Origin of the sequence: Pararobbsia silviterrae, from assembly GCF_003628125.1 — a bacterium.
In the GTDB taxonomy this organism is placed as follows: Bacteria; Pseudomonadota; Gammaproteobacteria; order Burkholderiales; family Burkholderiaceae; genus Pararobbsia; species Pararobbsia silviterrae.
Genome location: NZ_RBZU01000002.1, coordinates 486834 through 499972, shown reverse-complemented (window position 1 = coordinate 499972; position 13139 = coordinate 486834). Strand labels below are relative to the sequence as shown.

11 protein-coding genes are annotated in these 13139 nt (G+C 63.8%); all 11 read right to left on the bottom strand.

Annotated features, from left to right (window positions below):
* Nucleotides 1–7: 7 nt before the first annotated feature.
* Nucleotides 8–1846, bottom strand: a complete 1839-nt coding sequence (locus D7S86_RS07590; RefSeq protein WP_121085103.1) for an enoyl-CoA hydratase/isomerase family protein — start codon at nucleotides 1844–1846, stop codon at nucleotides 8–10.
* A complete protein-coding gene (trxA, locus tag D7S86_RS07585; RefSeq protein ID WP_121085101.1) occupies nucleotides 1833–2189 on the bottom strand; it encodes a thioredoxin in 357 nt (118 codons plus the stop codon). Before trxA ends, D7S86_RS07590 begins: the two co-directional genes overlap by 14 nt.
* Nucleotides 2190–2210: 21 nt before the next feature.
* Nucleotides 2211–4049 (bottom strand): ABC transporter ATP-binding protein/permease, encoded by a 1839-nt coding sequence (locus D7S86_RS07580; RefSeq protein WP_121085099.1) that lies wholly within the window; start codon nucleotides 4047–4049, stop codon nucleotides 2211–2213.
* Nucleotide 4050: 1 nt separating this feature from the next.
* Nucleotides 4051–4500, bottom strand: coding sequence for an ExbD/TolR family protein (locus tag D7S86_RS07575; RefSeq protein WP_121085097.1), 450 nt, complete (start codon nucleotides 4498–4500; stop codon nucleotides 4051–4053).
* An 18-nt stretch (nucleotides 4501–4518) separates the two neighbouring features.
* Nucleotides 4519–5337 (bottom strand): MotA/TolQ/ExbB proton channel family protein, encoded by an 819-nt coding sequence (locus D7S86_RS07570; protein WP_121085095.1) that lies wholly within the window; start codon nucleotides 5335–5337, stop codon nucleotides 4519–4521.
* Between the two features lie 85 nt (nucleotides 5338–5422).
* Nucleotides 5423–6199 carry an energy transducer TonB gene (locus tag D7S86_RS07565; protein ID WP_121085093.1) on the bottom strand — a complete coding sequence of 259 codons (777 nt, stop codon included), beginning with the start codon at nucleotides 6197–6199 and terminating at the stop codon, nucleotides 5423–5425.
* Nucleotides 6200–6211: 12 nt separating this feature from the next.
* Nucleotides 6212–8632, bottom strand: a complete 2421-nt coding sequence (locus D7S86_RS07560; protein WP_121085091.1) for a TonB-dependent siderophore receptor — start codon at nucleotides 8630–8632, stop codon at nucleotides 6212–6214.
* A gap of 252 nt (nucleotides 8633–8884) precedes the next feature.
* Complete coding sequence (locus tag D7S86_RS07555) at nucleotides 8885–9379, bottom strand: Lrp/AsnC family transcriptional regulator (protein WP_121085089.1); 495 nt, start codon at nucleotides 9377–9379, stop codon at nucleotides 8885–8887.
* 162 nt (nucleotides 9380–9541) lie between these two features.
* Nucleotides 9542–10510 carry a FecR family protein gene (locus tag D7S86_RS07550; protein ID WP_158601890.1) on the bottom strand — a complete coding sequence of 323 codons (969 nt, stop codon included), beginning with the start codon at nucleotides 10508–10510 and terminating at the stop codon, nucleotides 9542–9544.
* Nucleotides 10507–11055, bottom strand: coding sequence for a sigma-70 family RNA polymerase sigma factor (locus D7S86_RS07545; protein ID WP_121085085.1), 549 nt, complete (start codon nucleotides 11053–11055; stop codon nucleotides 10507–10509). Before D7S86_RS07545 ends, D7S86_RS07550 begins: the two co-directional genes overlap by 4 nt.
* Before the next feature lie 599 nt (nucleotides 11056–11654).
* Nucleotides 11655–13130 (bottom strand): metalloprotease TldD, encoded by a 1476-nt coding sequence (gene tldD / locus D7S86_RS07540; RefSeq protein ID WP_121085083.1) that lies wholly within the window; start codon nucleotides 13128–13130, stop codon nucleotides 11655–11657.
* Nucleotides 13131–13139 lie beyond the last annotated feature (9 nt).

Below are 13139 nucleotides of genomic sequence, written 5' to 3'. Positions count from 1 at the left end.
GCTCAGCTCAAGCGGCGCGCGCGGCCGCGCGTACGAGCATCGACGCCGGTGTGAATTCGGCGCCGTATGCACGTTCAAGCGCACGCAAGGTCTCATGCAACTTGACGACGCCGAACTGATTCGCGCCCCAGCCGAACGGCAACGATTCCGGCGGAACGTCATAGCCATAGTGCAGCAGTGCGTCGATATCGTCGGGATGCTGCACGTCGCCGTTATCAAGCATGCGTGCGCCGGCATTCACCAGCGCGCAGCGCAATACATCGTGCATGGCGACGTCCGGCGCACGGGTCGATGTGTCTTGCGCGTCGCGTGCGTCGATCGAAGGGCCCGTCGGCTCACGCGTGATCGCTAACGTCGCCAGACCGGCCGCCACCATCGCGGCATCAAGCTCGTCCGGCGTCGCCGCCGTCGCACGAAGCACGGATACGGCGCGCCTCCAGTCGTCGATCAGCGAAGGACCGATCGCGATATCGGCGCCGTGCACGCAAAGCATGCCGAATGCGTCGGAAAAGGCCACGACACGTTCAAGGACGAAGGGATCGGCCTCATTTCCGCGCATGCACTGGAGCACCGAATCGGCTTGATGTCCGTATGCGAATGCGTCGACAACCCGAGCGTTACGCTTAAACGCCAGGCCCCCTCTCTTAGACGATAAAGACGCGCTTCGATGGACGCGATCCGGCGATGCGTCGGGCTGCACCTCGGCACGCTCGACGACGAGAATCGTGGCGTCGGCGGCACGCGAGACGACGGCGTCGATCGCGCGTTCGACGCCGTCCTGGCCGAATGCTCGCGAAATGACAACGAAGGGATCGCTGCGCGTGAATGCGCGCAGCGACTCGACATCCGCATAGCGCGACACCTGTATCGTTTGTTGCGCCCATGTCGATGCGGGCATCGCCGGCAACGCATCTCCGATCATGACGACGCTCTTGAGCACCGATCTCTGACTTGACCCGGAATGACGATCCGATGCCAAGCCGCGCGTCATGACGCTTGCGCGCACGCGGCTCGCGTTCCGGATCGCTCGATACCGAGCGGCGCTTTCGCAAGCGAGATAGCCGCGAAGCTCGGCGTCGAAGCCCGCTCGAGCGCCCTCTTTGAGCCCGGCTTCGACCGCGTCGCAGACCGCGACACCCTCGGTGCAGCGCCGCGCGCGAAACCCCGCACGCCGCGCCTCGATATCGGCGAGCCACGCGGGCGCGCGTTGCGAGATGGCCGCCGCACGCATCCGTCGCCGCCCCGCCCATCGTTTGGCGAGCTGTATGAGATCGTCGGAAACGCCGGGATCGTAAAGTTCGTCGACCAGATGCGTGTCGTACGCATGCGCGGCCACCAGATGGCGTGCGCTCAAGATCAGATCCAGCGCGCGCTCGACGCCCACGATCGCGGGCAATCGCTGCGTCGCGCCCCCGCCCGGCGGCAAGCCGATCGCGAACTCGGGCAAACCGAGCCGCGCCGAAGGCTCGGCCACGCGCCAGTCGCATGCGAGCGCGATTTCGAGGCCGGCGCCGAATACCTTGCCGCGCAACACGGCGATCACGGGTTTGCTCAGCGCATCGATTGCATCGCAAACGAGCCGTGTCGCATCGCTGTTGAACAGCGTCCCGAGTTCATCGAACGACGCGCCCGACGAAAAGTCGGCGCCGCCGCTCGTGAGGATCGCCACGCCCGCCGTCGCGTCGGCCGCGTACTGCGCGATCCCCCCCAACAGCGCATCGATCAATGCCTCGGTCATCGTGTTGGCGCGCGGCGCAACAAACGTCATCGTCGCCACGCCGCCATGACTCGCATACTCGACACGCAAGGCGGTCTCGGTCGCCGCCCCGGCTTCATCCGCGTTCATGCACCGCCTCCACGCCGTCGCCGAGATGCGGCTCGATCATCGCATTGAGCCTCAGCTTCGATGTCGCGCCGACATGACGCATGACCTCGTCGCCGCGCCGGAAGAGGATCAACGCCGGGATACCGCGTACGCCAAAGCGCTCGTGCGCATCCGGATGCGCTTCGACATCGAGCTTCAGCACGAGCACGCGTTCGCCGAAGTGCTCGGACACGGTTTCCAGCACGGGCGCCATGGCTTTGCACGGCGCACACCAGGGTGCCCAGAAGTCAATCAATACAGGGACAGGCGAAGCCGTCACGCGGGCTTCGAATTCGCCCAGATCGAGGTCTTGAATGGTGCTCATCGTTACGAGAGAGATCTAAGGTCAGGCAAGCGGAACGGGTATCCCCGTCCGCGCGGGATCATGTTCTGCGCGAGCGGGACGACCGACGCGCAACGTGCGATCGTGAAACGCATGCAGTCCGTCGTGATGGGAAATGCTCACGATGCAGCTTGTCGGCAATCTGCGCATCAAGCTCGTGTACATCGCGTTTTCGCCTTCGGCATCGATCCCGCTCGTCGCTTCGTCGAGGAAAACGAAATCAGGCTGACGCAGCATCGCGCGTGCAAACGCGACCCGCTGCGCTTCGCCGCCGGACAGAGAGTCGTCCCACGCACAGACTTCGTGAAGGCGCGCGGCAAGTCCCGGAATATGCGCATCCTCGAGCGCATCGCGGCATTGCGCGTCGTCGTATCGATCGGGGCTGTCGGGATAGCACAAGGCCGCTTTGAGCGATCCGGTCGGGATATAGCTGCGCTGCGGCAGGAACTCGATGCGTCCACCGGGCGCATCGGGACGCGGCGCGTGGACGATGCCGCTGCCGTGCGGCCAAAGTCCGGCGAGACCGCGAAACAGCATGCTTTTCCCGCTGCCCGATTCGCCGCGCACGATCCATCGTTCACCCGCACGAAAGCGCACCGGCCCCGTCTCGGACAGGACGATGCCCGAGGGCGTCGTCAAGCGAAGTCCGTCCGAGCGGACCTCGCCGCGCGCATCGTGTACGACCGTCACGCCATCGCTCAGGGACAACGCCGCGCGTGTCTCCTCATGCGCGGCCTGCGCATCGGCGCTACGCACGATTTCCTCGCTGAGCAGGCTCAGCCGATTCACGATCGCGCGCCACGACGCGAACGTCTGGTAAGCCTGCGAGAAATACGCAAGCGTACTCGTCACCGAACCGAAGGCGCCAGAAAGCTGCATCATCCCGCCCAGCGCGACGCGCCCCGCGAGATACGCGGGCAAGATCAGCAGAATCGGCACCAGCGACGCGACCTCGCCGAACGTCGTATTGACGATGCCGATGCGTCGCGTGATCCGGATGATCTCCCACATGATCGAGCGAATCGGCTCGAACATCGCCTTGGCGCGGCGATCCTCCTCGTGGGCGCCGCGCATGAACGCGATCTGCTCGGCATGCTCGCGAATCTTGACGAGGCTATAGCGGAAATCCGCTTCGCGATGCTGCGATTCATTGTTGATCGCGATCAAGCTCCTGCCGGTCAGATGCGTCAGGAGCAGCGAAATCGCCGAATAGAGAAATGCCGCGAGCACCATATACGCGGGTATCGTCAGCGCGACCTCCCCGAGCGTCATATGGAAATTGCCCGACAGCCGGTACAACACGATGCTGAACGACACCGCCGACACCGGCACGCTCAAGACGGCGAAGAACAGATGCATCGATTGCTCGATCAGCAGCCGCGTGTCTTCCGAGATCCGCTGATCGGGATTTTCGACAAGACCGTCTCGCTCGATCCGAAAAAACGCGCCCGTCGACGTCCAGGCTTCGACGATACGATGCGTCAGCCACGCGCGCCAGCGCACGGCAATGATCTGACCGAGATAAATACTGACCGTGATGCAGGCCGCGTGCACGGCAAGCGCAATCGTCAGTGCGCCGAGCAAACCCGCGAACGCATCGACGTGGCGCGCACCGATCGCATCGTAGAAGCGCCCGGTCCAGCCGTTCTGCCAGACCGAGATATAAATCACGCCATAATCGATGGCGAGCTTGAGCGCGACGCAGGCCCACGCAAACCCGCGCTCTTCCGAGATCCAATACGGCAGGATCAAGCTCCACCATGTCGCCTTGCGACGCGCGAGCATCCGTTCGGCGACAGGGGCCTGCCCGGCCGCGCGCGGCGGCTTTGAAAACCACATCATGTCAATGCGCCGTTTGCGTGGAGCCGGGAGCGGACGTACCCGATTCCGGCTCGGTCACGAAGTCGAGATTCGAAAGCCCCGCATGCTGAGCCGCCGACAGCACCCGCGCGACACGACCGTACTCGACATGCGCGTCCGCATAAATGCGCACATCGGGCAAGGGGCTTTGCGCGGCCGCGGCGGCCATGTCGGCGGCGAGCGTGGCGTCGTCGACCGACACCTTGTTCCATGCGACGGATCCGTCCGCGCGGATCGACAGATCGATATCGTGCTGATCGGTCTTGACCGGGTCGCTCGCCGCTTTGGGCAGATCCACCTTGAGCGCATGCGTCATCACGGGCAGCGTGATGATGAAGATGATCAGCAGCACGAGCATGACGTCGATCAGCGGCGTCATATTGATGTCCGTGACGAGATCGCCGTCGTGGCCGCTTTCGAGGTTCATCGACATGAGAAGACTCCGCTTCGCTTAGTGTGTCGTGGCCGCGAGCGGCGTACCGCCATCGCCGTTCGCGCGCCGCGCCACGGCGTCGGGTGCGGCGGCGAGCGCGTCGTCGGTCTTCGCGGCGCGCACGGTCGCCGCCGCCGGCGCATTCGCACTCGGGCGACGCGGCGCGCTCGGCGAATTGCCCACGATGAAATAGCCGTGCAATTCGTGCATGAATCGCATCATGCGGTGAATCACGGCCTTGTTGCCGCGCGACGCCGCGTTATAGCCCAGCACGGCGGGAATCGCGACGAACAAGCCGAACGCGGTCATCACGAGCGATTCGCCCACCGGCCCCGCGACGTGATCGAGACTCGCGGTCCCCGATTCCCCGATCGACACCAGTGCGTGATAGATCCCCCAGACGGTGCCGAACAGACCGACGAACGGCGCCGTGCTGCCGATCGACGCGAGTACGGCAAGGCCGCCCTGAAGACGCGCGACGTGATCGTCGAACACATCCTTCAGGCATCGCGACATCCATTCGTTCGCGTCGAGCGATCCGTAGAGCATCGCCTGATCGTCGAAGCGTTGTTCGCTGGCTTCGCGCGCGGCAAGCGCCAGATCGCGATAGGGATTGGCGATCGACGGCCCGAGATTCGCGATGCCGGCGTCGAAGTCGGCCGCGGACCAGAACGCGCGCCGCATGGTCGCCGTCATCGCGCGCAGACGGCTGACCGCCACGAGACGAATCAGGAGCACCGACCACGATGCGATCGACATCGCCGCCAGCGCGATGACGATCGCGCGCGTCACGAAGTCGCCCTGCTGCCATACATTGATAAAGCCGTAGTGATTCATCCGCTGCTCCGCTTGCTAAATGACTGATGCGATGGGCGTGCTCGCCATGCGTGTCCGGTCGGGGCGACACGCGGGCACATGGAATTCAGTTGCCGAGGCCGAACGCGACACGCTGTGCCGCGGTGACCGTGCGCGCGATGCCGTCTTCGACATACGGCGAGCAATGTCCGCGCGATACCGCGTCGACGGCAGCCTGGTCGAGGTCGGCATAGCCGCTCGAATGCAGCACCGATACCGCGCTGAATCGTCCGGCGCGATCGATCGTGATGGCGACCGACACCGTGCCTTCGCGTCCGATGCGACGCGCCGCCGACGGATAGACGGGCGCCGGAATCACACACCCGAGCTCGTGTAGTTGCGCGTCGCCGATCGGCTTGGGTAGCGCGAGCGCCGCGGCGTCGGGCGTACCTTGCGGCGCGGGCGCGGCCGATTGAGCGGGCGCGGCGGCGGCCGTCGTTTCGGGCGCCGGTGCAACAGGCGGCGTCGGCGTGGTGGTCTGCGGCGGCGGTGCCTCGACCGTCCGGGTCGCCGTGCTGCGTTCCGAGGCGAGCACGGGCTTTTCCACAGGTTTGACCGGCACCGGCACCGGCTTCGCTTCAGGCTTCGCTTCGGTATGCGGCGGCACCACGGGCGGTGTCGGCGTCGGCCGAGCCGGCTCGCTGACGAGCGAGACGCGCACCCCCGCATTCGGCGGCGCGCCCTTGCTGATCGCGAGGACCGGTTCGGGCCGGCGCGCGACGAGCCACCATCCGGCGCCGAGATGCGCGAGCGTCACCAGCGCGACGACGGCGACGCGACGCCACGACTGGACCTGAACGCCGGGCGCGGCACGCATATCGGACGGCATGATGACGGTGGCCATGGATCGCGCGCGTCAGAAGTCGTACGCGCCGGTCAACATGACGGTACGCGACGGCCCGAGCGGGATGAACGACGGATCCGTCGCGCCCGTGCCATAGAGGTAACGGTTGAACAGGTTCTTGACCGACAGATTCAGCGTGTATTGCTTGCGCTTGTAGAACACGCCGAGATCGGTCTCGACCTGGCTGCCGATTGCAACCGCCTTGTCGTCGCCCACGTAGTAGCGCCCTGTGTAGAAGAGCCCCACACCGACGCCGAGACCATGCAGCAGTTCCGTGTCGAAGTTATACGTCGTCCACAGGCTGGCCGTGTGATGCGGCAGCCAGAACTGCGTCACCATGTTCGCGTGATTCGAGTCGAGATACGTATAGCTGCCGACCATATTGACGTTGCGCAGCGGCGAGCCCGAGACGTCGATCTCGAAACCGCGATTCGTCATGCCGGGTACGGCGAGGTAGTAGTCGTAATGCTCGGGGTCGCTGATATAAGCGTTCGTATAGCTTTGGCGGAACGCGGACGTCGTGACCTGCAGTTTGTCGTCGAAGAAGTGGAACTTGAAGCCGGCCTCGATCTGCTTGCTCTGCTGCGGCGGCAACTGACCGTCCGGATAGGTCAGCAAGGTCGACGGATAGAAGCCGCGCATATAGTTCGCATACGCCGAGACCCAGTCGGTCAGATCGTAGAGCACGCCGACATTCGGCGTGTACGCGGTTTCGTGCGGCGACGGCGCATCGGTCGAGAACGTCGGCATCGCCCAATAGCTGCTTGCGCGAATCGACGCGAGGATATGCAGGCGTTCGTATTCGAATTGCTGCTGAATGAAGCCGCCGAACTCCTGATAGCCGATCGTATAGCCGTCGTACGGACCGTCGGTCTGGGCATTCGGTGCCGTGCCCCACCCGTCGCCGACGCCCACGACCATGATGCCCGTGCTTTCCGACTGATATTGCTCGGTGCGGCTGTCGACATAGTCGAAGCCCGCCATCGTGACGCTCTTGAGCTTGCCGAACGAATATTTTGCGGTCAGGTAGTTGTCGAATGCCCATCCGCTCGTGACCTGATGCGTGTCGTAACCGAGCAGCACCGCATCGTAGTTGGGTGCGCCGTCCAGCAGCGCGACGGGGCCCCAGGCCTGCTGCTCGTCGCGCGCATGCGTGTATTGCCCTTTCGACGTGAACGAGAGATGCGAATCGAAATCATGCTCGAACGTGTAGGTGAGATCGTCCTCTTGCAAGCCGAAATGGTCCGATGCGTTGCCGATCGGAGAATCCGGGATATCGCGGACCGGCGAGCCGTTCGCACCGTAGGTGAACGACGGAAACGGCATCGTCGCAACGGTACGCGTGTAATTCAGAATGAAATCGTTGTCGGCATCCTTCCAACGGATGCTCGGCGAAAAATAGAAATTCTTCTTGCCGTCGTAGCCCATATCGGTCGTCGAGGCGCCGTCGACCGACATGATCAATCGATACTGGAGCTTCTTGTCGTCGGTGAGCGCGCCGGTCGAGTCGATCGCGGCCATCAGCTCGCCGAACGAACCTACGCCGAGCTGGACTTCATGAAACGGGTCGGCGTCGGGCGTCTTCTTGACGATATTGACGACGCCGCCGGGCTCGGCCGTGCCCGCGAGAATCGCCGACGGGCCCTTGAGGATTTCGACGCTTGCGACACCGATCGTCGGCATCAGCGACGACGCGCCTTCCGATGTGATCTGCGGCAGGCCGTTGCTGAGCACGTTCGATCCCGCATAGCCGCGTATCGTGTACTGGTCGCCCGCGAAAGGCGTGGTCTGCACCTGAACGCCCGACGCATTGCGCACGACCTCCGAAATGGTCTGTGCGTTCTGCTGCTGGATCAGCTCGGAATTGAGGACCGTGATCGATTGCGGCGTTTCGCTGACCGGCGTGTCGGTGCGCGTCGCCGTCGTCGAATTGTCGCTGATATACCCGTTGCCCTGGCTATCGCGCTGCGCCTGCACGCTCACGAGCGGCAGCTCGGTCACGACGTCCGTACCCGGCTCGGCTGCACTGGCATTCGCTGCCGGGGCGCCGGCCGCGACGGCCCCCGCCTTCGCCCCGTTAGCGTTTCCCGATGACTTCCGGATCGCAACGGCGCCGCTCGCCGTCGTCACGCGTTCGAGACCGCTGCCCGCCAGTGCGCGATCGATCGCCTCGTCCGTCGTATACGTACCTTCGATCGGTACAGACTTGAGCTGCGCGACGGTTGCGGTATCGAACGAGATGTCTTGGCCGCCTTCCTGCGCAATCTTGAGCAAGGTGGATTCGAGCGTGCCCGCAGGAAGATGAAACGCGTGTCGGACCGTGCTGTCCTGCGCGTACGCGCCAAGCGAGACGAACATCTGGGCGACCGCCCAGGCCGCGGCGGTGCGGCGTAGCGCCGTTCGCGCCGATACGCCCTTTTTGATCTCGTTCATTCGATTCCCCGTTTTGTATAACTAAATAGATGTGCTTGGGTGCTTCACCCGTCGCGAGCAAAGCGTGTTCTTGCGTCGTCGCTCCAGGACGAAGGCATCGTCCGGAACGGCGTTCATTCCTGTTCAGTCCGGTTCAATCGCCGCGATCGATCTCGATCCGACGAAACACAGCTTAAGCAGTCGAAAATGGATTTCCTTTTCAAACTCGAGGGATATCCGGGCCTGTATTTGGAAAAACATTCCTGCGCATCGTCATTCGCCGCGCCCGGGTCCCACGTAATCGAGCGGCAGCGTCGTCGTCTGCTTGAGCACTTCCATCGAGAAGCTCGAGCTGACATCGAGAAGATTGATCATATGAATGAGTCGCTGGTACACATCGTCGTACAAGCCGATATCCGGCACGAGCACCTTGAGCAGATAGTCGATATGCCCGCTCATCCGATGGACCTCGACGATCTCGGGAATGTCGTGGACCGCGCGGCGGAATGCCGTCAGCCACTCCTTCGAATGCAACGGACTCTTGATGCTGACGAAAGCCGTGGTCTTGAGATTGAGCTTGTCCGGGTCGAGCAGCGCCACACGCCGCAACAGCGTGCCTTCGGCTTCGAGACGCTGAACGCGGCGCCAGCACGGCGTCGTCGACAGACTGACGCGCTCGGCGAGGTCGGCGATCGACAAACTGCCGTCGCGCTGAAGCTGATCGAGGATCTTCAGATCGATGGCGTCGTAGGAAATGCTCTGCGGCATGCGGGTTTCTCAGAGACCGTGGCCCGATCGGCTTGATCGTGCCTTCTCATGAGCGATGTCGCGCGAGACGAAAAAAGTGACACCGAAACGCGAAAATATTTTTTGCGGGAGTCGAATATGCACCGCGTCCGACGTCGCGATGCGACGCCGGAATCTCGCGTCTTAGGCGGAAATGACCGTCATATAACGGCTGAAGCGCTCGACATGGACGTCGAGCGTGTCCTGGATCTGCTGCAGGGTCTGTTCGGGGCGATCGAGATGGAATACGCCGCTCACGCGGTGTTGCGCCGCCTCGTCGGTGATCGTCAAGAGGCCCGGCAAATACGGTTCGAGCGCATCGACGACGTCGCCCAGCGGCGTATTCGATGCGACATAGAGGCCTTGCGTCCACGACGTGAACGACGGCCCGTGCGCCGCGTCGCGCCAGATCGTATTGCGGTCGAAGACCGCGCGCTCGCCGGCGCGCAGGCGAGCGCGATTGCCGCTCAGCGTGAGGATGTCGGCGTATGCGCGATCGACCTGCACGCGCGTCCCCTGCTTGACGAGCGTCACGCCGAACGCGCCCGACTGAGTCTGGAGATAGCCGTCGCGCGTGCGCACCGATACCGGCGTCACGCGGCTCGGCTGCGCGGGCGCATCCATATAGAGGGCCCCCTTGTCGAGCGCGTACGTATGCACATCGCCGGATACGATGTCCTGCACGGCGCTGCGCGCATTGAGCATCAGCGAACTTCCGCCGGATGCTTCGAACGTGCGGCGCTCGCCGATGGCCGTGCGCATCCAGACACCGGGCGCGGCGCCCGGCAACGCGTCGACGGCGCCTTGCCGCCAGAACCAGAGGCCGCCGCTCGCCACCGCGAGCGCCGACACGCCTGTCAGCACGAAACGACGGCGACTCGGCTCCTTGACGAGCAGCGCGCTGCGAAACGCCGCGTGATCGACGCCCGCGGGCGCGACGAGCGCGCTCAGCGAATCGGCGAGCTTATGCCAGGCCGCCTGATTGTCCGCGCTGGCCGCGAGCCAGCGATCGAGCGCATGACGCTCGTTTGCCGACATCGTGCCCGAGCGCAACTGTACGGCCCATTGCACGGCTTCCTGCGCGCTGCGCGCCGCTGAATCACGACCTGTCACCGCGGGCTCCCCGACGACACCGACGTGGCGTGCAGACACGCTTCGAGCGCGCGCGTCATGTGTTTGCGCACCATGCTCTGCGAGATATGCATCCGTTCGGCGATCGCCTCGTAGGTCATGCCGTCGATCTGGCTCAGCAGAAACGCCTCGCGCGCTTTAAGCGGAACGCCGGCGAGCGCGCGGTCGATCGCATGCAACGACTGCGCGAGTTCGAGACGCGACTCCTCGGAGAGTTCGTAGTGGGTTTCAGCCGCGGCAAGCGCGCTCAAATACGCCTGTTCGAGCGAACGGCGACGCCAGAGGTCGAATACGAGCCGTTGCGCGATCGTCGTCAGCAGCGCGCGCGGTTCGCGGATCTTGGCCGGATCGTGGCTTGCGAGTTCGATAAACGACGACGATGCGATGTCCTCGGCGTCGAACACATTGCCGAGCTTGCGCCAGATCACATTGAGTAGCCAACGATGACTGCGCGAAAATTCACCGGCGAGAAACGTCCGACGACTTTCGCCAAGCGGCTGGGCGGACGCGGACACAGGATGCGACATCGACGACTCGACGCGAATTTCAGCGGGTCTTGCACTCATAACGGGCCATTCAACAGACGTTATGTCTTCAGCCACGGTGCATGCAAGCCTGATCGCTGTGCATGCGCCTATGCTAAAGACGACGCCTCCCACGAAAGCAATGATCGTTCCATTGTCGACATTCGAGCATGGTGGAACGCGGTTTGGAGGGCTCAGCGCAATTTCATTCCAGCCTCGACCATCGATCGATGACTGGACGTTCGACGGATCACACGCCCATCCGCACGCTGAGCGCAAAGCATAAGCAGATGCTTACCGCGCCGCAATTCTGGTTTTAGCTTAGCTATGCGCGAATTGATATTTGGAATTTTATTTCCGACCGCATAGAGGATAATGCGCTTCGTGTTAATGGGCTTGCGGTGTTGGCGCGTAGATGAATGGGCCTGCCGCGCTGATGCGTCGTTACCGCTGATAGGTCGTAACCACGCCGTATCGCGATGTGGCGTGAGGGCCGCCGGCGCGCGGATCGTCGCAATCGATGCCACGCGCCGCGATACGCCTAGGAGGCGCGGCGCCGCTCAAGCGCTCGCGCCGCCCGCCCCTCTTGGTGTTTCTTGATGTCAATTGGCATGCGTGCCGCCGACGGTCACCCCGTCGACACGCAACGTCGGTTGTCCCACGCAGACCGGCACCGACTGTCCCGATTTGCCGCAGTTCGCGACGCCTGGATCGAGCGCGGCGTCATTGCCGATCATCGAGACCCTTCTGAGCGTCTCCAGACCGTTTCCGATCAGCGTCGCACCGACGACCGGTCGCGTGATACGGCCGTTTTCGATCAGATAGGCGAGCGACGCGTTGAACACGAACTGGCCGCTGACGGTATCGACCTGACCGTCGCTGAGGTCTTGCACGAACAAGCCCTGCTTGACCGACTCGACGATCTCTTGAGGGTCATGCTGACCGCTCTTCATATAGGTATTGGTCATGCGCGGCATCGGCAGACTCGAAAACGACTGCCGCCGGCCGTTCCCAGTCGGCGCGCATCCCATCAGGCGAGCCGACTTGAGATCGTGCATCGCGCCGCACAGCACGCCATCTTCGATCAGTGTCGTTTCGCGCGTCGGCGTCCCCTCGTCGTCGAGATTCAGCGAGCCCCGCTGCTCGTGCATCGATCCGTCATCGACAATCGTGATGCCGCGCGCCGTGACCTGCTCGCCGACGCGGCCTGAGAAGACCGAGGCGCGACGGTGAATAAAATCGGCCTCGAGGCCGTGTCCGACCGCTTCGTGCAGCAGAATCCCCGGCCATCCCGACGCGAGCACGACCGTCAACTCGCCCGATGGCGCGGCGCCCGCTTCGAGCTTCATGACGGCGGAACGGCCCAGTCGCTCAGCGAGCGCGCGCAATCGGTCGTCGTCGAATCGATCGGCTCCATAGCGGCCTCCGAAGCCGCCCGCGGCCGCCTCCGTGCGCCCGCCGCGCGCCGCGACGACGCGCACGTACAACATCGTCAGCGGACGCACGTCGAATGCGAGACGTTCGTCCGTATTCATGACGGCAATCCGCTCAAAGCTGATCTGGAGCGTCGCATAGACGCCCACGATGCAGGGATCGAATGCGCGAACGTAGTGTTCAAGCCGATGCAGCAGATCGACCTTGTGTCGCGCGGAAATATCCCGTGTCGGGTCGACGGGCGCATAGCACGCGTGCACCGACGTGTCGCGGTCGCCGCGCGCGGACCCGATACGCTTGGGCGCACAAGCCGACGCGCCCTCGTCGTTCATCGATACCACGACATCGGCCGCGCGCCCCAGTGCATCCGCGTCGATCTGTTCGGAATACGCGAACGCGGTCCGTTCGCCCGTGACCGCGCGAAGACCGAAGCCGTCGTCGAACGATTGCGATACGCGTTGGACGACCCCGTTCTCCAGTACCCAGTTTTCGCCCACTCGGCTCTGCAGATAGAGATCCGCGAAATCGCGCCGAGGCGTCATCACGCGCGCGAGCGTGCGCGCGAGATGGCCGGTATCGATGCCGTTCGCGTCGAGCAGATGCGCGCGCGCGGCGCTGTCGTGATCATGTGCTGCCAGAAACATCGTCGCTTC

Coding starts and splice junctions, on each gene's coding strand:
- D7S86_RS07590 (WP_121085103.1), bottom strand. CDS start 1,846: ATGAACGCGGATGAAGCCGGGGCGGCGACCGAGACCGCCTTGCGTGTC.
- trxA (WP_121085101.1), bottom strand. CDS start 2,189: ATGAGCACCATTCAAGACCTCGATCTGGGCGAATTCGAAGCCCGCGTG.
- D7S86_RS07580 (WP_121085099.1), bottom strand. CDS start 4,049: ATGATGTGGTTTTCAAAGCCGCCGCGCGCGGCCGGGCAGGCCCCTGTC.
- D7S86_RS07575 (WP_121085097.1), bottom strand. CDS start 4,500: ATGTCGATGAACCTCGAAAGCGGCCACGACGGCGATCTCGTCACGGAC.
- D7S86_RS07570 (WP_121085095.1), bottom strand. CDS start 5,337: ATGAATCACTACGGCTTTATCAATGTATGGCAGCAGGGCGACTTCGTG.
- D7S86_RS07565 (WP_121085093.1), bottom strand. CDS start 6,199: ATGGCCACCGTCATCATGCCGTCCGATATGCGTGCCGCGCCCGGCGTT.
- D7S86_RS07560 (WP_121085091.1), bottom strand. CDS start 8,632: ATGAACGAGATCAAAAAGGGCGTATCGGCGCGAACGGCGCTACGCCGC.
- D7S86_RS07555 (WP_121085089.1), bottom strand. CDS start 9,379: ATGCCGCAGAGCATTTCCTACGACGCCATCGATCTGAAGATCCTCGAT.
- D7S86_RS07545 (WP_121085085.1), bottom strand. CDS start 11,055: ATGTCGCATCCTGTGTCCGCGTCCGCCCAGCCGCTTGGCGAAAGTCGT.
- tldD (WP_121085083.1), bottom strand. CDS start 13,130: ATGTTTCTGGCAGCACATGATCACGACAGCGCCGCGCGCGCGCATCTG.